The organism is Haloferax chudinovii, from assembly GCF_042663345.1.
GTDB lineage: Archaea > Halobacteriota > Halobacteria > Halobacteriales > Haloferacaceae > Haloferax > Haloferax chudinovii.
This window is the reverse complement of sequence record NZ_JBHTAB010000002.1, coordinates 470,265-489,428: the sequence shown is the minus strand read 5'-3', so window position 1 is coordinate 489,428 and position 19,164 is coordinate 470,265. Positions and strand designations below refer to the sequence as shown.

The following is a 19,164-nucleotide window of genomic DNA, read 5'->3' as shown; positions in this document are numbered from 1 at the left end:
AGCAACCGCGTCGCCGCCGCCGACCCGACGAACGCCGACTCACCGACGCGAGCCGACGCCGACCGGCGGTCTCAGCTTCGTTCCGCGCGGGGCCGTGGACCTCGGTTGCACGGCCCGGCTCGAACCCACGTCACCGATTCAGGTACACGATGAACGCGATGGTGAGGAGCGTCGCGTACACCGCGAACGTCGAGTCCTCGACTGCGAAAGCGAACGATTGGATGACGATTCGGAACATCGGTGGTCGTTTCACACCATGGTGGCCTCACTATTAATGTTTGTTACTAATTGACACGATATTCGTCGGCGCGCGTCCACCCCGTTCCGAACACTTATGCGAAATCACCGGGGACGTGGTGGCATGGTCGAGGCGTTCGCCGTCGCCAGCGGGAAGGGCGGCACCGGGAAGACGACGAGTACGCTCGCGCTGGGGATGGCGCTCGCCGAGGACTACGACGTGACCGTCATCGACGCGGACACGGGCATGGCGAACCTGCTTTTCCACGCCGGGTTGGACGACGCCGACGTGACGCTCCACGACTTACTCGTCGACGAGCGCGACGCCGCGGTGTCCGACGCGGTGTACGAGCGGTTCGGTATGTCGGTCGTCCCCTGCGGGACGAGCCTCACGGCGTTCGAGGCCGCGGACCCCGGTCGCCTCCGCGACGTGGTCGCCGAGCTCGCGGCCGATACGGACGTGCTCCTCCTCGATTCGCCCGCGGCGCTCGGCTCGAAGAGCGCGGTGCTCCCCGTCGTCCTCGCGGACCGCATCGTCGTCGTCCTCCAGCCCACCGTGCCGTCGCTGTCAGACGGGCTGAAAGTCCAGGAGTACGCCCACTCCTACGGCACCGACACCGCGGGCGTGGTGTTCAACCGCGTGCGCCCCGACGAGAACGTCGACCGCATCGCGGAGCAGGCCGGCCGCTACTTCGGGGGCCAGACGCTCGCGTCGGTCCCCGAGAGCGACGCGGTCCGCGCGGCCCGCCGCGAGGGTAAACCCCTCCTCGCACACGCGCCCGACGGTCCGGCCGCGGACGCCTTCCGCGAGGCGGCCGCCCGACTCGACGTCTGTGACGGCGACGGCCGCGAGGTCGCAGAGCGGTTCAAAAACGCCGTCGTCCCCGAGCGGATATGAGAATCCCGCGGGGCGAGCTCCGCCGGTCGCGCGTCGTCGACGACGCGGCGGCGGTGCTTCGGACGGTGCTCGACGAGGAACTCACCGGCTACGTCGTCTTCGAGCCGCAGGACGCGCTCCTCCTCGGCGAGCCCACCCGCGGCGTCGTCACGTTCGAAGACGGGGTTCCCGTCCTCGCCTACGACACGGAACGCGAGGTCGGCGGCCGCGACGGACTGGAGGGGTTCGCCGTCACCGGTCCGACCCGCGCCGCGGTCCACGCCGTCGACGCCGACGCCCTCGCGGACGCCCACGAGGTCGAGGCGTTCCGCGTCCCGCCGGGCGAACCGGCCCGCGTCCTCGCCGGCGACGAGCGGTTGGCGGCGGAGACCACCGACGCCGCCCCCGCCGCCCGCCGCGACGAGGGCCGCGACCAGAGCGCGGTCGAATCGTTCCTCGCCGACGCCGACGCAATCGAGGAGATTCGGTCCGAGGCCCGCGAGGAGGCCCGCGCGAGGGCGTCGGAGTGGGGGCTCGACGACGTGTTGGCAGACGACGCCGACGACGCTGACACCGACGACGACGCTGACACCGCCGCGATTGACGTCGGCCCAGACAGTCGCTGACACGCTTCCCGTCGGTTGAGAACCGTCTTCTGTGGCTATCGTTCCGCCGTGCGTCCCTCTAGGTATGTCCGCCGAGAAATCCCAGACGCAGACCCTGACCTTCGCCGTCGCCGCGGAAGCCGCATCGTCGACCGAGACCCGCGTCTCCGTCCGCGATTTCGAGTTCGTCGTCGACGAACCGGAGTCGCTGGGCGGGGCGAACGCCGGGCCGAACCCCGTCGAGTACGTCCTCGGCGCGCTCGCCGGCTGTCTGAACGTCACGGCCCACGTCGTCGCCCGCGAGATGGACCTCGACGTCCGAGACCTCGCAATCGCCATCGAGGGCGACCTGGACCCCGCGAAGTTCATGGGCAAGCGCGAGGACGGCCGCGCCGGCTACGAGGAGATTCGCGTCGCGGTCACCGCCGACGTCGACGCCGACGCCGAGACCAGCGGCGCGTGGCTCTCCGCGGTCGAAGCGCGCTGTCCGGTCAGCGACAACCTGAGCGACGCGACGTCGCTCGCGCTCTCGTTCGAGCGGCGGGAGTGAGCGACGGTCGCCCACGCGAACCGGAACCGCCTGCCCGGCCGGCCGCGCCGCCTTTTTCGCCCTCGCGCCGCGGGGATAGAGCCAAACCGCCGTCCTCCGTAGTGCTCCTGTGACCGTTCTGCGCCTCCTTCGACTCCGCCGTCCCGCCGACTTCGCCGACTGGTACCGAATCGGTGCCGAGTACGTCCACGACGTGGCGGCGGGCATGGGCCTTCGCGTCGGTGACTTCGAGTCGCGGGTGGTCCGCGCGACGGACGCCATGCGGGCGGGGCGGACCGACCTGCCCCCGGACCTCGCCCGCTCCGTCGCCGCCGACCTGCTGGCCGACGCGGTGTTCTGTGACCCGTTTTGCCAGTGGATGCCGCTGTGGTACGAACTCGGCCTCGCGGCCCCGTGTGCCTACGCCGAGTCCCGACTCCGGCGGGTCGCCGAGCGCTACGCCGACGACCTCCCGCACCTGTCGGTGCCGCGGTTTTCGCGCCCGGAAGACGTGTACGTCGACGGCCGGCCCGCGACGGCGTACGTCGACGGCTTCGCCGAGCGGTTCGTCCTCGCCGACGCCGTCCTCCACTTGGAGTGGTTCGCCTACGTCGCCCGCGAGTCGGGCATCTTCGTTCCCCCGACGTTGGTCGAGCGGACCCGCGAGCAGACGGTCGCCTACTACGCCGGCCGGCGGACCGAACTCGACCCCGACGTGCGGACCTTCCAGCGACTGCTGTTTTCGGACGACGAGTGGGTCCGCCGCATCGCCGACGTGTACGACGTCGACGGCGTCCTGTTCGACTACTGGGCGCGAATCCTCGCGCGGGAGCGCCGCCGCCTGTCGACGGTCGACGGCTGACCGTCCGGTCGCCGAGGTGCGCGTTCCGTGCACATGACACATATGACATTTGAAAAATGTTTTAACAGTGGACGTAGTACGCGTCTACTGCAGGTAGATACCTGCACTTGGGTTGCGTATACCGGGGAGGTTTTTCCCCAGTGTCCGTGGAGTGCGGGCGGGTGCCCGGTCGCCCGCGCTCTTCCTTCTCATCCGTCGAACCGCGCGTTCGTCGCCCGAAACGTATCCGTTTCGGCGTCGGTCACGCCTCGGGGAGTTCGACAGCGCCGAGTTGCGTGAGCATGCCGAGCATGTCCGGGTGGACCCACCGCTCGGCGATTACGCCGTCTTCGATGCGGGTGAACACCATGTTGCCGACTTCGATGGACTTCCCCGTCGGTTCGATGCCCATGAACGCGCCGTCGTGGGTCCCGCGGAGCGTGACGCGCATTGCGACCGTGTCGCCCGCCGAAATCGCGTCTTCGACTGTCGCCGAGAAGTCGCTGAACGACTCTCTGAGCCCCGAAATCTGGGCTTTGAGTTCGTCGCGTCCGCGGACCTCGCCGAGCGGGCTGTGGTCGAGAACGTCCTCGGCGCAGAGCTCGTCGATGAGGCCGATGTTCCCCTCGCTCGCGACTTCCTCCGGGAAGCGTCGAGCGATTCGCTCGTTTTCGGTCGGCGTCGGTGTCGGTGTGCTTGCTGATGCCATCTCTGTGTTTCCCTCTGTCGCACCCGTCCGCGGACGGCAGGCTCTCGCTTCCAGTCGGCGGCGGATACATTTGCTTATACGCCGTGTGAGATGTTAACTATTGTTCGTCTGGAATGGAGTGTCTCGAAACCGTCTGTGTTTGATAAAGACACAACTCGCGGCGTTCACGACTATAGCCGACGAACGTCCACAAAGTAAAAAATGAATAATGTGATTTCATATACCAATTAAGGCCATAGAATAAGAATTTTATATCTTATTCCGGTCTATCTGGACTATTTTCGTATTCTCTCTTGTGGCTGGTTTATCGTTCTCGTCGTTTGTCGTGCATAATAATTGCACTACTACCCTCCGCGCAGGGTGTCTCGGTGCGGTAATCTTTGTAGCGAACCTGAGTACATTTCGGGCCGACGCCCGTACGGCGAACCCTCAGTGATGACTCTCTCACAGCAGACGGGTCGACGGTCGCGGTCGCAGTCGGCGACCGACCCGTTCGAACGCAATACGTATATGGGTGTGCTCGCTCGATTTCCGACAATGAACGACACGGTAGTACGGTGTTGTGCGGATGAGTGAGGTCCGCAACGACGTTCAGGCGTACACGCTCCGACTCGAACTCGTCGACGAGCCCGGCGAACTCCTGCGCTCGTTACAACCCATCGCCGAACACGGGGGGAACCTCCTCTCGATCTTCCACGAGCGCGGCAACGTCACCCCGCGCGGCTACATTCCAGTGGAGGTCGACATCGAGGCGACGCCCGACCGGTTCGACAACATCGTCGAGGGGCTGAGCGAGGCCGGCATCAACGTCATTCAGGCCGGAACCGAGCGGTACAGCGAGCGCCTGACCATCATCCTCTCAGGTCACCTCATCGAGACGGACCTCTCGGACACGCTGACGCAGATCGAAGCGACGCGGAACGCGACGGTCACCGACATCTCGCTGTCCGCGCCCGCGGGCTCTATCGGTGTCTCCAGCGCCCGCCTGCAACTGGCCGCCGAATCGGGGTCCACCGAAGCCGTCCTCTCGGCGATGCGCGACATCACCGACGAGAAGGACCTCCAGCTCGTCGAGCCGCTGACAGTGGGGGGCCGCGCGTGAGGCTCTGCGTCCTCGGTGCCGGCGCGGTCGGAAGCGCCGTCGTCGAACTGGCCGCCGAGCACGGCCACGTCGTGACCGGGTTCGCGGACTCGGAAAGCGCCGTCGTCGACGCCGACGGCATCGACGCCGACGCGGTGCTGTCGAAGAAACACGCCGACGGCGTGGTCGGCGACGGGGACCCCGAGTCGGTGTTCGACGCCGACTACGACGTGTTGGTGGAGGCGACGCCGACGACGCTCGGCGACGCCGAACCCGGCTTCTCGCACGTCGAGCGGGCGCTGACCGACGACCGCGACGTCGTGCTCGCGAACAAGGGACCGGTCGCAGAGCGCTACGCCGACCTGCGCGCGCTCGAAGCCGAAAGCGAGGGGACCGTCCGCTTCGGGGCGACCGTCGGCGGCGCGCTTCCCATCCTCTCGACTATCGAGGACGTGGGCCCGTCGCGCGTGTCGGCGGTGTACGGCGTGCTGAACGGGACGGCGAACTTCGTCCTCTCGCGGATGGCCGCCGAGGGACTCGACTACGAACACGTGCTCGCGGAGGCACAGGACCTCGGCGTCGCCGAGGCCGACCCGACCTTCGACGTGGACGGCACGGACACGGCGCTCAAGGGCGTCATCGTCGCCAACGTCCTCGCAGACGGCGAGACGGAGTACACGCTCGACGACGCCGAAGTCGACGGGATTCAGGAGCTTTCGGGCAGTATGCTCGACCTCGCCGCCGAGGACGGCCAGACGATTCGACTCATCGTCGAAGTCGCGGACGGCGCGGTTCGCGTCGGCCCGCGATTAGTGCCCGAAAACGCGGCGGTCGCCCCGTCGGGAACGGAAAACGCCGTCCAAATCGAAGCCGACTACTGCGGCCGACTGGGTATCACCGGCCAAGGGGCCGGCGGCCCCGAGACGGCGAGCGCGGTGCTGACGGACGTCGAGCGACTTGCCGACTGACCCCGGCGGCCGAGTCCGCGGCGAGAAGAGATGAAACGAGTCTGCTGACGGCGGGCGGCCGCAGGGTCCCCGGCGTCAGTCCGAGAGCGTCAGTTCCTTCGGCACCGACACCTCGCTCCGAATGGTGTCGATGACCTGTCCGTCGACGTGCTCGTTCTCGGTGAGTTCGATGAGCGAGGCGAGCTTTTCGAGCGGAATCTGCCCCGGCGCGTAGTCGTTGTCGTCCGCGAGGAGGGGCGCGTATCCGAGCTTCGACCCGTAGAGGTGGCCGATGACCCGCGTGTGGCTCCCGATTTCGCCCATGGAGATGCCGGCGACGTCGATGCCGCGGTTGGTCGCGTCGTTGACGGCCTCCAAGAGCGTGAGCGTGTCACCCTGATTCTGGGGGAACACCGCCACCTTCGCGACGTCGCCGAACTCCGCGCACTGCTCGATAATCGCGTCGAGCACGTCGCGGTCGGGCGTCTCCTCGAAGTCGTGATGCGAGATGATGAGCTGAACGTCGTTCTCGCGGAACTCGTGAGCCAGCCACTCCTTGGCGCGAACGGTCTCGAGTTCGATGTCGACGAACTCCACGGCGTCGTACCGAGATGCGGAAAACAGGTCGTCCAGCCGTCCGGTGTCGCTCGCCTTTCCCCCGAACCACCGAGCGCGATTGGTCGCGATTATCGGGAGTTCGCCGTCGTACGCGGCGAGTTGTTCGAGCGGGTCGTCCGCCTGGTCCATTCGGAATTCGATGAGGTCTGCCACCCCTCGTGCGTCTACCTCTCGTGTGAGGTCGTTTGTTGTCGCCGCCAGTGCAGACTCGTCGAGTTTCATGTGAACGCCTATCACCCCATCGCCTATAAATGTTAGCTGTCGGCGCAAGAGTTCTCACCTCCTCGTAGGCGGTGCGAGACGCCGTTTTCGGCGGTTTCTCCGGAACGTTCATCGACGATATCGAGGCTGAGCCGAGGCTTACGAGGTGGCGACTTGAATACATCCAAGAAATCGTCGGCGTTCGACCCGCACGGGCGGTCATCTGTTCCCCGACGGCCCGAACGAACCCCGGAGTCGGTATCCGTTGGGACGGGGGGTCCGCGAGTGGACACTCGGAACCCGTTGTTCGGTCCCTCGTCCGACCAATGCTCAGCCGGCCAGCACCCATCTCGAACAGAACCTAACAAATCAAAATTATTCCTATCTCCCTGATAGTACTGTCGCAGACTCGACCGCGATATCTCCGAATCGAGACGCGCCGCCCCGCCGATAACCGCGGACGCACCGGCCGCTTCGGCGCGAACGACCGCGTCGAAGCGCGACGCGTGGACCTCCGGGGTTCACCGCGCCGACGAGACCCATTCGAGGAGGTTCGACAGCGTTTCGAGGTCGATGTCGTTCGGAGAGCGCTCGTCGCTCACGATGGGCGCATAGGCGATAGATGCACCGTAGAAAACCCCGATAACGCGGGTGTGGCGGCCGATATCACCCAATGCGTATCCGGTGACTCGCACTCCCTCCTCGGAGGCGGCGTTGAACGACTGCAACAGCGCGAGCGAGTCCGATTTCTCCTCGGCGGAGACGACGAGCTTCGCCACGTCGCCGTAGTCACTGCATTTTGACATTATCTTCGACAACTCTGATTCCTGAGGGGTACTCTGTCGGTCGTAGTAGGAGACGATTCGTTCGACGTCACGCTCGCGCAGTTCGTCCCGAAGCCACTCGCACTCGCGAATCGTCCGCAGTTCCACGTCGACCATCTCGACGGCGTCGAACGCGGCGGCGGCCGCGAGGGTCTCCAGTCGGTCGGACTCGCCGGCGGTGCCGCCGGCCCACTCCGGCCGGTTCGAGACGATGAGCGGGAGCGACCCGTCGTAGTCGTCGAGCGCGTCGAGCGGGTGGGTCGCCCCGTCCATCCGGAACTCGACGTAGTCCGCGATGCCCTCCGCGGCCACCGCTTCGGTTAGCGCCTCGGTCACTCCGGCCAGCGCGTATGCGTCCCCAGCCATGGAACTGGGTACCAAGCACTCGTATAAAAATAGTTCCCCGCCGAGCGCGCTTCGGCGTTACCTGTCAGCCCCTCGAAACCCGATACACAGTCACGCACGCCGCCGTTTCGACAGTATTGGAACCGTGTGAGAGCGCGGAATCTCGGTCAACGACGCGGTTTCACCGATACACATTACAACTTTATATCTGTAATTATCATGGTCTTACAGGTCGAAACTGTTTCAACGATGTCGAAAACCGAGGGTCAGCGGCGGCAGTGGTTTCGACCGAGACGGACGTACCGCCGCCACCAAGATTTAAATCGGGGAGTTCCGTATCCCTCAGTAACGATGGTTACGCAGCAAGTCCTAGTCACGGGTCCGTTCGGAGAGGCGGGCGAAGCGATTCTCAACCACCTCGCGGAACGCGACGAGTACGAGTTCACGTATCTCGACCGGACCGAACATCCGGAGTACGAGACGTTCGTCGCCGACATCGCGGAGTACGAAGCGATTCGCCCGGCGTTCGACGGCCAGGACGCCGTCATCCACCTCGCCGCGCAGTCCGACGCGGGCGCGGCGTTCGAGGACATCATCGAGCCGAACATCATGGGGACGTACAACGTCCTCAAGGCGATGGAGGACGCCGGCGTCGAGAAGCTCATCTACGCCTCCTCCCAGCGCGTGATGGGGCTGTACGAGGAGGACCTCGCGCCCGACCTCTACGAAGAGGACTACCCCAGCGAGTACGACCCCCTCCGACTCACCCACGAGACGCTCCCGAAACCCGACGGCTACTACGGGGCCTCGAAGGTGTTCGGCGAGCACATCTGTCGGACGCACGCCCGCCGCGACGGCGCGCCGAATCAGGTCTACTCGATTCGTATCTCCAGCGTCCGGACCGAGCGGTACGACCACCCCTACGGCGACGCGGAGCGCGGCGTCGACCGCGGCGACGAGCACAAAGTCGAGGAGGGCGAGGTGTGGGACCAGTCGCAGACCGGGTCGTGGGAGCGCGGGAGCACCGAGTACGAGGAGATGGTCGAGCGGCTCAAGGCGACGTGGACCTCCCAGCGGGACTTCGCGCACCTGCTCGAATGCTGTCTCGAAGACGAGTCGGTCACCTACGACACGTTCTACGCCGTGAGCGGCAACGAGGCCCGCTGGTTCGACATCGACCACGCGAAGGCGGTCCTCGACTACGAACCGGCGGACGACGGCTCCGAGTGGGACAGCCCGCCCGAGTGAGACGACAGGGAACCGCCGCCGAGCGCGGCGACCGCACCCGACGGCGCTGAGACCACTCGCTCAGTACTGCTTTATTTTCAGCTCGATGATGTTCTTCTTGTTCAGGAGCGCCGGGCCGAGCTCTTCTTCGATGCGTCCGTCCTCGATGCGGCTCATCGGGCCGCTGATGCTTATCGCACCGACGGCGTCGTCCGGTTCGGAGACGATGGCGGTCCCGACGGCGCAGACGCCGGGGTAGTGTTCCCCGCGGTTGATGGAGTAGCCCCGGTCGCGAATCGCTTCGAGTTCCTCGTGGAGCGCCTCGCGGTCGGTGATGGTGTCGTCGGTCAGGGCGGGGAGGCCGCGGCGGTCGACGATGCGGTCGACCTCGTCCCGCGAGCGCTCCGCGAGCATCGCCTTCCCCGTCGCCGTCGAGTGCAGGTAGAGGTGGTCGCCGAGCGGCGCGTCGTCGTCGATGGACTCCGGACTCTGGGCCTTGTAGAGCTGGACGGCGAATCCGTTTTGCTCGACCGTCACGTTGGTGTGCTCGCCGGTCTGTTCTTTCAGTTCGTCGAGCTCCGGCTTGGCGACCCGGTACAGCGCCATCCCGTCGCGCATCGACCCTCCCATCTCCAGAAACCGGAGGCTACAGTGGTACTCGCTTCCGACCCTGACGACGTAGTCGGTGTCCACGAGCGTCGCCAGGTGGATGTGCGCCGTGCTGACCGGCATCTCCATGTCCTCAGCGGTCTCCGACAGCGTCGCGCCGTCGACCTCGCGAAGGTATCGGATGATATCGAACGCCTGTTCGACGCTCTGTATCCGCCGCGAGCCCGATTCGGTGGAGTTCGTCATGCCTCGACGATGGGCCACCGCGTCCCTAATAGCACCGGTTCGTTTCAACGATGTTGGAGTTCGAGGTGGCGAACGCTTCGGCCACCGGCGTCACGTGTCGAGGCGTCGCTCGTCGTCGGTCGGGTTCTCGCGAAAAAACGCGGGCCGCGCGGATGGCATGACTGTCGGTGGGCGGACTGGTCGGGGCGTTCGCAGTCGCTGTCCGCCGCGTCTTCGGTGGCGTTACTGAACCGAGTCTTCGGGACCGACGATGGTCAGGTTCTCGAACAGCTCGTCGTAGCCGTTGAGTTCGTAGAGGTACGCGCCCTCGAGGACTTCCTCGCGGACGGAGTCCTCGGCGCTGAGCTTCTCGTGGGCGCGGTCGAGGACCTCCTCGGCTCCCTCGCGAGGGATGACCGCCAGCCCGTCGTCATCGCCGATGACGATGTCGCCGGGGTCGACGCTGACGCCGCCGACGGAGACGGTGACGTTGATGGAGCCGGGGTCCTGCTTGAGTGGCCCCTGCGGGTTGACGCCGCGGCCGTACACCGGGAACTCCATCTCGGCGATTTCCCGGCTGTCGCGGTACGCGCCGTCGATGACCAGTCCGGCGAGGCCGTTGGCCTGACACGAGGTGCACATCAGTTCGCCGACGTGGCCGGTGTCGGTGTAGCCGTCGCAGTCGATGATGAGCACATCGCCCGGCTCGGTCAGCGTGATCGCCTTGTGGATGATGAGGTTGTCGCCGGGCGCGGCCTTCACCGTGACCGCGGTCCCGGCCATCTCGACGCCGTCGTAGGCGGGGCGAAGGCCGGCGTCCATGGTCAGTCCGACGTTGCCGGTCACGTCGGAGACGATGGTGCTCGGAATCTCCTCGAACGCCTCGACGAGTTCGCGGTCCGGTCGCTCTACGTCGGGCTCTATCGTGTGCATACACGACCCGATGCGGACGATTCACGTTAAACTACCGGTCGGTCGAACGCTTGCAGTCCGCGCCGGGGTCGCGGGCGCGCCCCGGTCGGGAGTGCCGTCGCTCGCGGTGACGTGAGAGCCGACGAAAGGGAGAAGGGCGCAGGTAGGTGTCGCGTGGTGAGTCGGTCAGTCGCGGGGCACGGAGTTCGAGTGCGGCGTTACTGCTCTTCGATGCCGAGTTCGTCGACGAGGTTGCCGTAGAACTCGTACTGCTGGTCGAGGAAGTCGGCGAGCTCGTCGGGGCCGCGCTCGACGCGGATGAAGTTGTTGTTCTCCATGAACTCCACGAACGAGTCGTCCTCGTAGACGGCGCTGTACACGTCGGCGAGCTGTTGTTTCAGCTCGTCGTCGATGCCGGCGGGCGCGAAGTGCGCGAGCCACGAGCCGATGGAGATGTCGAGGCCCTGGTCCGCGAGCGTCGGCGTGTTCGGGAGCGCCTCGACCTGCCGGTCGAACGCCACGCCGAGGGCGGACAGTCCGCCGTCTTGGACCTGCGGGGCGACCTCGGCCGCGCCGACCGCGGTACAGTCGACCTCGCCGTTCACGACGGCCGTCATGGCCGGTGCGGCTCCCTCATAGGAGATGTGCTCGACGTTGACGCCGGCCTCGCTGGCGATGCCGGCGGCCGCCATGTGCCACGACGAGCCGAACCCGGAGTTCGCCATCTGCAGGGTGTTGTCCTGCCCGTAGGTAATCCACTCGTCGAGCGTGGAGAACTCGGCGTCCTCGCTGACGACGAGCGCCGCGGGGAACTCGGTGTACTGCATGATGGGCGTGATGTCGTCGGGGCTGAGGTCGGCGATTCCGAGGTGCTCGAACAGCGCGATTTCGGGGGCCGTACAGCCGATGGTGTGGCCGTCGGGCTCGGCGTTGGCCGCCGCGTTCATCCCGACCGAGCCGGAGCCGCCGGTCTGGTTGCTGACGTTCCACGAGACTTCGGTGTGGTTCTCGGCCGCGTCGGCGACCGCGCGGCTGGTCCGGTCGGCCCCGCCCCCGGCCGACCACGGGGAGATGACTTCGACCGGCCGAGAGGGCCACTCCTGCTCGCCGGAGAGACTGCCGAGACAGCCGGCAGAGAGCGCCACTCCGCCGACGCCGGCGGCCTTGATGAAGTTCCGTCTGTTCAGTGCGCTGTGTCCACTCCGATTGCTAATGGTGTCGTCTCCCATTGTATCCGAATGTTTGAACAATCCATACAATAAGCATTGTGGTCCCTCCGAATATGGCGCGACGGTCGATATCGCGGTGCAGTCGGGCGGTTCGTGCCGCCGCGAGCGCCGGGTAGTACCGAGAAACGCGCGCGCCGCGATTTCAGCCCCCGCGAGCCGCGGGTCCCCGCCGACCGACCCCGCAAGCTTCTCCCCCAAGAGCGTAGATTTATACCTCGGCGGTATTCAAGGAGATGTATGCGCGGGTTAGCCAAAACGAGCCGAGAGCCCGGAGCTATGGAACTCGTCGACGTCGAGACACCCGAGCCGGCGTCGAACGAGGTCCTCATCGAAGTCGACTACGCCGGACTCTGCGGGAGCGACGCGGGAATCTACAAGTTCAAGTCCGCCTTCGAGCGGATGGAGACGCCGACCATCATCGGCCACGAGTACACCGGCCGCGTGGTCGAGCGCGGCGACGATGCCACCCGGTTTTCCGTCGGTGAGCGCGTGGTCGAGCGACCGATTCGCGGCTGTGGCGAGTGTTTCCAGTGCCAGATCGGCGAGGAGAGCATCTGTCAGGACGCGGTCCTGACCGGTATCGACCTCGATGGGGCGTACGCCGGCTATATCTCCGTCCCCGAGTCAGCGCTCCAGTCGGTCCCGTCGAACGTCGAACCGAAACACGCGGCGCTCGTCGAGCCGACGGCGATCTGCACGCGCGCGGTCATTCAGAACTCCCGTGTCAAGGCGGGCGACCGAGTGCTCGTCGCCGGGCCGGGGCCCATCGGGTTGCTCTGCGCGCAGGTGGCCGCCTCGCAGGGCGCTGAAGTCGTCGTCGCGGGCGTCGGTCGGGACACGAACTACCGACTGCCGCTCGCAGAGGAACTCGGCTACCCCGCGGTCAACATCGAGGAAGACGACCTGACCGCCACCCAGCGCGACCTGACCGGCGGCGTCGGCTTCGACGTGGTCTTCGACACGACCGGCCACCCGTCGGGACTGCCGATGGCGGTCGAGCAGGTCCGCAAGGGCGGCCAGATCGTCCTCGTCGGCCAGACCGGCGAGACCACGATGGAGTACACGCCGCTCGTCCGCGCGGAGGTCGACCTCCAGTGTACCTACGGCGCGACCTTCGAGGACTTCGAGCGGGCGTTCCGACTCATCGGCTCGGGCGACGTGGACCACGCCACGTTCCTCGACGACCGGTTCCGGCTCACCGAGTCCGAAGACGCCTTCGAGGCGTTCCTCGCCGGCGAGACCTGCAAGCCGGTGTTCGACGTTTCGGTCCTTCGAGACTGACGCGACCGATTTCGTCTCGCTCGCATCCGACTGTGCTCAGCGATTCATCTCTCAACCGCCGTCTTTCTCAGACACAGGTCACTCATCACTCCGCTCGTTCGTGTCTCGGTCGGACGCCGTTTACGGCGCGGCCGCTCCGCGATCGGTCGTCGGAAAAGCATGCCGTTGGTGGGCTATCGAGGAGCGTGACGCCGCCGGTGTCGCTCGGTTCGACGGGGCGGGGTCACTCCGGCCGGGGGTCCCACTCGCGCTCGACGAGGAAGGCGTCGAGCTTCTCCTTGGGGTTCTCGAAGACGTGCGAGCCGTGGAAGACGAGAAGCGTCTCGAAGTCGTACTGCAGGAGGTCGTAGAGGTTGATTTCGGCGGCCTCGTGGTCGTCGTTGAACAGCGCCGGCGGCGGGAGGAGATACCCCGCGGGGAGGCCCGCGCGGTCGGCCCCGTCGAGGGCGTCCCCGGAGATGAGGATGCCGCGGTCTTCGAGCAGGAGCGCCGACGTCGCCTTCGTGTGGCCCGGCACCTCGATGACGCGGATGTTCCCGTCGAGCACGTCGCCGTCGGTGAACGCCACGTCCGGTTCGTAGTCGATGGCCTCGTGGAGCTTCGACTCGTTGGCCGACGCGACGAGTTCGGGGTCGAACGCCTCCATCACCGACGGGAGGCCGCCGTGGTGGCCGTGGTCGCCGTGGGTGATGATGACGCGGTCGACGCCGCCGTACGCCCGCTCCAGAATCTCGACTAACTCGTCGCCGTCCTCGTCGAAGCCGGTGTCGACGAGCGTCGTCTTCCCCGCCGGCGTGTCCTTCAGCACGAGGACGCGGACGTGTTCGAACTGAATCTGGTCGATACCCTCGGTGACGTTGCTAACACTCATTCCGATGGAAGGGTAGTTCGTAACGCTGGTTAATTCTATCGATGGACGCGAAACGCGGCGCCCTCGACGGCAGAGCTGTCGGATTCACTACTGTATCGCTCGCCCGCCGAGACCCGCCTCGGCGTGTGCGAACGTCCACTCCCGACGGCGAGTTCCGACCGCGACCGGCCGATAGTCTCGCCCGCACTTAGCCTTCGTGTCGAAATCGTGACTTTCAGCCCCGAGCGGGCGCGGAAAGACCAATATGTTTATTACATACGATTGCTTGGTATCATACCACGAGGCAGAACAAATAATGGTCATTCAGAAAGTCGGGGCCGTCCTTGATAGAATCGGCTTGGAGAGCGTTCGTTCAAGTCCGCTGTCAGTCTTCTTCATCCTGTTTTCGGCCGTCGTCATCTTCTTCGCGAGCCAGTTCCCGTCGGGCGACGGCGTCGGGCCGTCGTTCTTCCCGATAGCGGTGTCGGTCGGTATCATCTTCTTCGCGGGTATCGACGTGTTGACCGGTTCCGAGACGGAACTCGAAATCTCGGAGTTCGACTTCAGACCGGCGGCCGCCGTCGCGGCGTTCCTCGTCGGATACGTCCTGTTGATGCCGGTTTTAGGGTTCCTCGTGTCGACCATGCTGTTCATGCCGGTCGTCCTCTACTACTCGAACATCCGGTCGAAACTGCTGGGTGCGGCGCTGTCGATTGGGTTCCCCATCGCGCTGTTCTACATCTTCGCCCGAATATTCCTCGTGCGCCTGCCTGAAGGCGTCATCCCGGTGTCGCGGCTACTGCCGCAACTTCCGCTGGTGGTGACCTTCTGATGGTCGTCGAATACATCACTCAGGCGCTCGTCAACCTCGCCGACCCGTTCGTCCTTCTGCTCATGGTCAGCGGGATATTACTCGGTATCCTCATGGGTTCGATTCCGGGGATGACGGCGACGATGACCATCGCGGTCCTGCTGTCGTTCACCTTCACGATGGAGCCGAGTCAGGGGATGATTCTCCTGTTGGGTATCTACGGCGGTGCGGTCTACGCGGGGTCGATTCCGGCGATTCTCATCCGCACGCCGGGCACCCCGTCGGCGGCGGCGACCATCTTCGACGGTCACCCGCTCTCCCAGAAGGGCGAGGCCGGCCGCGCGATTCGCGTGAGCACCATCGCGTCGTTTGTCGGCGGCGTCATCAGCGTTATCGCGCTGATGTTCTTCTCGCCGGTCATCGCCGACATCGCCCTCCGGTTCCGGTCTCCGGAGTTCTTCGCGCTCGCCTTCTTCGGACTGACCATCATCGCCAGCGTGAGCGGCGACTCGCTCACCAAAGGGATGGTCTCGGGTCTGTTCGGGATGCTCGTCGCGACGGTCGGTATCGACCCCGTGACCGGCTTCCACCGCTTTACGTTCGACATCCCCGAACTGCTCACCGGCGTCGAGTTCATCGCGGTCATGATCGGCCTGTTCGGCATCGCCGAGGGACTCCGCAAGTACTCCCAAGGCATCAACAGCGGGAACGACCGCGTCGACCAGGAGATAACCGGCGTGTTCCCCTCGGTTTCGGACCTGCGGTCCATCGCGCCGGTCAGCGTCGGGTCGGGCATTCTCGGGTCGTTCATCGGCGCGATTCCCGGCGCTGGTGGCGACATCGCGGCGTTCATCACGTACAACGAGGCAACCCGCTGGCTCAAAGACAGCGCCCCGTCGTTCGGCGAGGGGAACATCCGCGGCGTCGCGGCCGCCGAGTCCGGGAACAACGCGAGCACCGGCGGCGCGCTGATTCCGACGCTGACGCTCGGTATCCCCGGTGACTCCGTCTCCGCCATCCTCATCGGTGCGCTGTTGGTCCACGACGTGAACCCCGGTCCGGGCCTGTATCAGGAAGAGCCGGTCCTGCTGTACACTATCTTCGTCGGGTTCCTCCTCATCTACGTGTTCATCCTCATCTTCGGCATGCTCGGCGCGAACTACTGGGCGCGCCTCATCAACATCCCGAAGTCCCACATCTGGCCCGCCATCCTCGTGCTGTGTGTCATCGGAGCTATCGCCCTCCGCGGCAACGTCTTCGACGCGTGGATAATGCTCGGTGCGGGCGTGCTGGGGTACGCGATGCGGCTCCGGGGCTACCCGTTGGCTCCGATGGTGCTCGGGCTCATCCTCGCGCCCATCGCGGAGGAGAACCTCCGCCGGTCGCTCGTCCTCTCGGGCGGCTCGCCGACCATCTTCCTCACGAGCCCCATCGCCCTCGTCATCATCCTGCTCGGTCTGGGCGCGATTGCGCTCCCCACCGTGCGCTCGCTTCGCGCGTAACGACGCCGCGGACCTCGTCGCCTTTCTCACGCCGCGTTCGTTCCCCCGTCTGGTTTCGTCCCGTGGTCTTCACCCGAACAGCGCACCGTCCGGCGCTCTCGACGCGTGCGGCGCTTCGACAGCCGGCGAGGCGAGCACCCGGCACCGACACCGAGAAGGGATAGGACGGCCGGCTGAGCGTTGTTCCCTCCGTTCTCCGTCTGTCAACCTCGTTTCTCACCCGTCCGCTCCAGTTCCCCCTCTGTTTTCTCCCGTTTCCCACAGACCCCACGCGACCGCGTCGATGTCGCGGGCGAGCCGCTTGAACTGACCGTCTTCATTTCGATGATGTTGAAATACAGGGGTAATTTTCTATCTATCTGCATCGGAATTACAGACTTATCTGTGTAACGCGTCTCGGCCGATTTCGGCTGAGTTACGACATCGTTGATACTCCGTCGGATTCGACGGTCGAGCTCACGAGTCGCGTCGGATGCCGACCGCGAGTCGCGTCGACGCGGTGGGTCGCGGTCGCTCCGGGTGGGATTCGGCGAAACGATATTATATCCCACCGTGGTACACCTGATATGGTCGTTGTTGCAGCGGTCGACCGTTCAGGTCGGTCATCACACGTTGTCGCGGAAGCCGCATCGCTGGCGGCGGCGTTCGAGGAATCGGTCCACGTCGTCCACGCACTGACCCGCTCGGAGTTCGTCGATCTCGGACTGACGAGCGCGCAGGCCGAAGCGCCGAAGGACATGGAACAGATTCGGTCGGCCGCCGCCGAGATGGCCGAAGACTCGGTGTCGAGGCTGGACGTCCCGTACGAGACGGTGGGGTTGGTCGGCACCCCGGCCGACGAAGTCATCGAGTACGCCGAAGCACAAGACGCGAGCTACATCGTGGTGAGCCCGCGACGCCGCTCGCGCACCGGGAAGATGCTGTTCGGGAGCGTCGCCCAGTCGATTCTCCTGAATGCGCCGTGTCCCGTCGTGTCGTCCCTCGCCGACGGGGAGTAGCGTCGTTCGAGGGTGGCAACTCTCCGGCTCCCCGCCGCTCGTTGCCGACTGTCGGACACCCGTTACACGCGAATGAGAACGCGCGTCCCCCTTTTTTAACGTGGCTCGTCGTAGCGTCGACTGCACATGACCGTGACAGCAGTCGCAGACGGAGTGTACACGATACAGTTCGACCACGTCCGCGTGTTCGTCGTCGAAGACCGACCGACCGGCACGACCACGCTGGTCGACGCGGCGTTCCCCGACGACGCCGAGGAGTTGGTGTCCGTGCTGGAGTCGGAGTTCGGCGGCGTCGACCGACTCGTCATCACTCACGGCGACGAGGGACACTTCGGCGGGACCCCCGCCGTGCTGGACGCGTTCGACCCCGAACTGCTCGTCCCCGGCGGTGCGAAGGGATTCTACGACGCGCTCGATGTCGAGGCCGACCGCCACTTCCGCCACGACGACGTGCTCGACGGCGGGATTCGAATCGTGCAGGTTCCGGGCCACACGGTCGCAAACAGCGGCCTGCTCTTGGCGGACGACGGCGTGTTCATCGCCGGCGACGTGGTCGAAGGGTCGGACCGCCGCGGCCTCCCGCCGGGGTTCCTCGTCCCGCCGGCGGCGCAGTTCAACGACCTGAGCCACGAGGAAGCCGAGCGGAATCTCGTCAAACTGTTCGACTACGACATCGAGACAGTCCTCGTGAGCCACGGCACGCACGTCGAAGACGACCCCCTCGGGAAGTTGGACGACTGGCTCATCGACCGCCAGTGGACGCTGTCGTACTGAGCCGTTTCGAGTCGGTCGGCGACGCGCCCGACGGGCCGCCGCGGAGACGCACAGCTAGCGGCGATTCGAGAGCCGGCACTGTCTAGTTAAGTCAGTTTGAGGAACGAGCAGGTCGTTGAGCTGATTCGGAATGATGTCCGCAGACCCGCTCAGCGAGCGCTTTGCGGCGGGTTATCAAGAAACTTGAGCGCGTGAGTGGACGGCGACGTCCCAGACTCGAAAAGCGAGTTTGTGGGCTCGAAAGACGAACCGCGTCTTTCGGACGCTCACGAGCGCAAAGCTCTCGTGCGCCCGTCAGAACGCGGAGCGTTCTGAGGACGCCCGTTAGGGCGTTCGACGCCCAGATCCGGGCGACCAACTGTCCACTTAAAGAACAAAAGGATTCTCCGGTTGCTTGGCGTTCAACGCTCTCATCAAGGCGTCTGGAAGTTCACATGTCGGCTGGCTGTTAGTGGTTACAATCCGCCTGAGACGAAACCGAAACGGATTGCGGTCGACGAGTCCGCTGTCAAAATCAATGGCGAGTAGTCTTGCTTATCTAATACAATAAACATCGAGACGAAACCGATTCTTGACATCGAATCGTTCGGACGAAATATTGCTGATCCGACTGCCGCGTTTCTCCATCGGCTCTCTGAGAAACACGGACAATCAGGCGCTGTTCTTCTCGTTGACGGTTACAGTTATCCGACTGCAATCTCTCGATTAGGATTGAGCGGTCAGCTTGATTACGTTGAGCGAAACCTCGCCGGAACGTAGTTTCACACCCGCGAAATTCGAGTCGAACGATTCTGTGACACCTCGGTGGTCAGTCATGGGGTCGTCTGCGGTTATCTTGTCTTATTTGTGAAATACTATGCGTCCAACGACCGCATCAATCGTTCGACGGAAAACACCGGTCGAGGTGGTCACTAACTAGACCGTTCCAGCGG

At 65.1% G+C, this 19,164-nt stretch carries 20 protein-coding genes and 1 pseudogene; 13 read left to right on the top strand and 8 right to left on the bottom strand.

The features are described 5' to 3' along the window. Positions 1-130: 130 nt before the first annotated feature. Complete coding sequence (locus ACFQI8_RS06695; protein ID WP_013035259.1) at positions 131-253, bottom strand: hypothetical protein; 123 nt, start codon at positions 251-253, stop codon at positions 131-133. A 108-nt stretch (positions 254-361) separates the two neighbouring features. On the opposite strand from ACFQI8_RS06695, the gene ACFQI8_RS06690 reads away from it, so the two are divergent. The 4 genes from ACFQI8_RS06690 (at position 362) to ACFQI8_RS06675 (ending at position 3,110) form a co-directional block, all read left to right on the top strand. Next, on the top strand, positions 362-1,135 hold the full coding sequence (locus ACFQI8_RS06690) for a nucleotide-binding protein (RefSeq protein WP_390243578.1): 774 nt from the start codon (positions 362-364) through the stop codon (positions 1,133-1,135). Continuing rightward, a complete protein-coding gene (locus ACFQI8_RS06685) occupies positions 1,132-1,740 on the top strand; it encodes a DUF8054 family protein (protein WP_390243576.1) in 609 nt (202 codons plus the stop codon). Before ACFQI8_RS06690 ends, ACFQI8_RS06685 begins: the two co-directional genes overlap by 4 nt. A gap of 64 nt (positions 1,741-1,804) precedes the next feature. Continuing rightward, complete coding sequence (locus ACFQI8_RS06680; RefSeq protein ID WP_390243574.1) at positions 1,805-2,269, top strand: OsmC family protein; 465 nt, start codon at positions 1,805-1,807, stop codon at positions 2,267-2,269. Between the two features lie 109 nt (positions 2,270-2,378). Next, entirely contained in the window at positions 2,379-3,110 is a 732-nt protein-coding gene (locus ACFQI8_RS06675; protein ID WP_390243573.1) for a hypothetical protein, read from the top strand. Between the two features lie 241 nt (positions 3,111-3,351). Here ACFQI8_RS06675 and ACFQI8_RS06670 read toward each other — a convergent pair whose 3' ends face one another. Continuing rightward, the gene (locus tag ACFQI8_RS06670; protein ID WP_390243571.1) at positions 3,352-3,798 is read right to left on the bottom strand and encodes an ester cyclase; all 447 of its coding nucleotides are present in this window, start codon (positions 3,796-3,798) and stop codon (positions 3,352-3,354) included. A 568-nt stretch (positions 3,799-4,366) separates the two neighbouring features. Between ACFQI8_RS06670 and ACFQI8_RS06665 the strand changes: the two genes are divergently transcribed. Next, a complete protein-coding gene (locus ACFQI8_RS06665) occupies positions 4,367-4,900 on the top strand; it encodes an amino acid-binding protein (RefSeq protein ID WP_390243569.1) in 534 nt (177 codons plus the stop codon). Continuing rightward, a complete protein-coding gene (locus tag ACFQI8_RS06660) occupies positions 4,897-5,847 on the top strand; it encodes a homoserine dehydrogenase (RefSeq protein WP_390243567.1) in 951 nt (316 codons plus the stop codon). Before ACFQI8_RS06665 ends, ACFQI8_RS06660 begins: the two co-directional genes overlap by 4 nt. A gap of 75 nt (positions 5,848-5,922) precedes the next feature. Here ACFQI8_RS06660 and ACFQI8_RS06655 read toward each other — a convergent pair whose 3' ends face one another. Further along, the gene (locus ACFQI8_RS06655; protein ID WP_390243755.1) at positions 5,923-6,597 is read right to left on the bottom strand and encodes a type I 3-dehydroquinate dehydratase; all 675 of its coding nucleotides are present in this window, start codon (positions 6,595-6,597) and stop codon (positions 5,923-5,925) included. A gap of 569 nt (positions 6,598-7,166) precedes the next feature. Next, positions 7,167-7,835: a type I 3-dehydroquinate dehydratase gene (locus tag ACFQI8_RS06650; RefSeq protein WP_390243565.1), complete on the bottom strand. Its 669-nt coding sequence runs from the start codon at positions 7,833-7,835 to the stop codon at positions 7,167-7,169. Positions 7,836-8,165: 330 nt separating this feature from the next. Here ACFQI8_RS06650 and ACFQI8_RS06645 point away from each other — a divergent pair, with 330 nt between their 5' ends. Then, on the top strand, positions 8,166-9,062 hold the full coding sequence (locus tag ACFQI8_RS06645; protein WP_390243564.1) for an NAD-dependent epimerase/dehydratase family protein: 897 nt from the start codon (positions 8,166-8,168) through the stop codon (positions 9,060-9,062). A gap of 60 nt (positions 9,063-9,122) precedes the next feature. Here the strand turns inward: ACFQI8_RS06645 and ACFQI8_RS06640 are convergent, their stop codons facing one another. From ACFQI8_RS06640 to ACFQI8_RS06630, 3 genes are all read right to left on the bottom strand, one after another. Continuing rightward, positions 9,123-9,896, bottom strand: coding sequence for an IclR family transcriptional regulator (locus tag ACFQI8_RS06640; RefSeq protein WP_390243563.1), 774 nt, complete (start codon positions 9,894-9,896; stop codon positions 9,123-9,125). 222 nt (positions 9,897-10,118) lie between these two features. Beyond that, complete coding sequence (locus ACFQI8_RS06635) at positions 10,119-10,808, bottom strand: 4-carboxy-4-hydroxy-2-oxoadipate aldolase/oxaloacetate decarboxylase (protein WP_390243561.1); 690 nt, start codon at positions 10,806-10,808, stop codon at positions 10,119-10,121. A 197-nt stretch (positions 10,809-11,005) separates the two neighbouring features. Continuing rightward, on the bottom strand, positions 11,006-12,016 hold the full coding sequence (locus ACFQI8_RS06630; protein ID WP_390243560.1) for a Bug family tripartite tricarboxylate transporter substrate binding protein: 1,011 nt from the start codon (positions 12,014-12,016) through the stop codon (positions 11,006-11,008). A gap of 237 nt (positions 12,017-12,253) precedes the next feature. On the opposite strand from ACFQI8_RS06630, the gene ACFQI8_RS06625 reads away from it, so the two are divergent. Next, a complete protein-coding gene (locus ACFQI8_RS06625; RefSeq protein ID WP_390243558.1) occupies positions 12,254-13,297 on the top strand; it encodes a zinc-dependent alcohol dehydrogenase in 1,044 nt (347 codons plus the stop codon). A 223-nt stretch (positions 13,298-13,520) separates the two neighbouring features. Here ACFQI8_RS06625 and ACFQI8_RS06620 read toward each other — a convergent pair whose 3' ends face one another. Further along, positions 13,521-14,168, bottom strand: a complete 648-nt coding sequence (locus tag ACFQI8_RS06620; RefSeq protein ID WP_390243556.1) for an MBL fold metallo-hydrolase — start codon at positions 14,166-14,168, stop codon at positions 13,521-13,523. A 295-nt stretch (positions 14,169-14,463) separates the two neighbouring features. On the opposite strand from ACFQI8_RS06620, the gene ACFQI8_RS06615 reads away from it, so the two are divergent. The 5 genes and pseudogenes from ACFQI8_RS06615 to ACFQI8_RS06595 all read left to right on the top strand — a co-directional run. Next, on the top strand, positions 14,464-14,979 hold the full coding sequence (locus ACFQI8_RS06615; protein WP_390243555.1) for a tripartite tricarboxylate transporter TctB family protein: 516 nt from the start codon (positions 14,464-14,466) through the stop codon (positions 14,977-14,979). Then, positions 14,979-16,460 (top strand): tripartite tricarboxylate transporter permease, encoded by a 1,482-nt coding sequence (locus tag ACFQI8_RS06610; RefSeq protein ID WP_390243554.1) that lies wholly within the window; start codon positions 14,979-14,981, stop codon positions 16,458-16,460. The genes ACFQI8_RS06615 and ACFQI8_RS06610 overlap by 1 nt, the downstream gene beginning before the upstream one ends. Positions 16,461-17,026: 566 nt before the next feature. Beyond that, positions 17,027-17,458, top strand: a complete 432-nt coding sequence (locus tag ACFQI8_RS06605) for a universal stress protein (protein ID WP_390243552.1) — start codon at positions 17,027-17,029, stop codon at positions 17,456-17,458. Between the two features lie 126 nt (positions 17,459-17,584). Continuing rightward, positions 17,585-18,232: an MBL fold metallo-hydrolase gene (locus ACFQI8_RS06600; RefSeq protein WP_390243551.1), complete on the top strand. Its 648-nt coding sequence runs from the start codon at positions 17,585-17,587 to the stop codon at positions 18,230-18,232. Positions 18,233-18,549: 317 nt separating this feature from the next. Further along, a pseudogene (locus tag ACFQI8_RS06595) lies at positions 18,550-19,151 on the top strand (IS6 family transposase); the annotation flags it as partial. Positions 19,152-19,164 lie beyond the last annotated feature (13 nt).

Bases quoted from the DNA above. Each gene is read 5' to 3' on its own strand.
- ACFQI8_RS06615 (WP_390243555.1), top strand. From the start codon at position 14,464: ATGGTCATTCAGAAAGTCGGGGCCGTCCTTGATAGAATCGGCTTGGAG.
- ACFQI8_RS06645 (WP_390243564.1), top strand. From the start codon at position 8,166: ATGGTTACGCAGCAAGTCCTAGTCACGGGTCCGTTCGGAGAGGCGGGC.
- ACFQI8_RS06690 (WP_390243578.1), top strand. From the start codon at position 362: ATGGTCGAGGCGTTCGCCGTCGCCAGCGGGAAGGGCGGCACCGGGAAG.
- ACFQI8_RS06640 (WP_390243563.1), bottom strand. From the start codon at position 9,896: ATGACGAACTCCACCGAATCGGGCTCGCGGCGGATACAGAGCGTCGAA.
- ACFQI8_RS06635 (WP_390243561.1), bottom strand. From the start codon at position 10,808: ATGCACACGATAGAGCCCGACGTAGAGCGACCGGACCGCGAACTCGTC.
- ACFQI8_RS06605 (WP_390243552.1), top strand. From the start codon at position 17,027: ATGGTCGTTGTTGCAGCGGTCGACCGTTCAGGTCGGTCATCACACGTT.
- ACFQI8_RS06620 (WP_390243556.1), bottom strand. From the start codon at position 14,168: ATGAGTGTTAGCAACGTCACCGAGGGTATCGACCAGATTCAGTTCGAA.
- ACFQI8_RS06630 (WP_390243560.1), bottom strand. From the start codon at position 12,016: ATGGGAGACGACACCATTAGCAATCGGAGTGGACACAGCGCACTGAAC.
- ACFQI8_RS06665 (WP_390243569.1), top strand. From the start codon at position 4,367: ATGAGTGAGGTCCGCAACGACGTTCAGGCGTACACGCTCCGACTCGAA.
- ACFQI8_RS06680 (WP_390243574.1), top strand. From the start codon at position 1,805: ATGTCCGCCGAGAAATCCCAGACGCAGACCCTGACCTTCGCCGTCGCC.
- ACFQI8_RS06650 (WP_390243565.1), bottom strand. From the start codon at position 7,835: ATGGCTGGGGACGCATACGCGCTGGCCGGAGTGACCGAGGCGCTAACC.
- ACFQI8_RS06670 (WP_390243571.1), bottom strand. From the start codon at position 3,798: ATGGCATCAGCAAGCACACCGACACCGACGCCGACCGAAAACGAGCGA.
- ACFQI8_RS06685 (WP_390243576.1), top strand. From the start codon at position 1,132: ATGAGAATCCCGCGGGGCGAGCTCCGCCGGTCGCGCGTCGTCGACGAC.
- ACFQI8_RS06625 (WP_390243558.1), top strand. From the start codon at position 12,254: ATGCGCGGGTTAGCCAAAACGAGCCGAGAGCCCGGAGCTATGGAACTC.
- ACFQI8_RS06600 (WP_390243551.1), top strand. From the start codon at position 17,585: ATGACCGTGACAGCAGTCGCAGACGGAGTGTACACGATACAGTTCGAC.
- ACFQI8_RS06610 (WP_390243554.1), top strand. From the start codon at position 14,979: ATGGTCGTCGAATACATCACTCAGGCGCTCGTCAACCTCGCCGACCCG.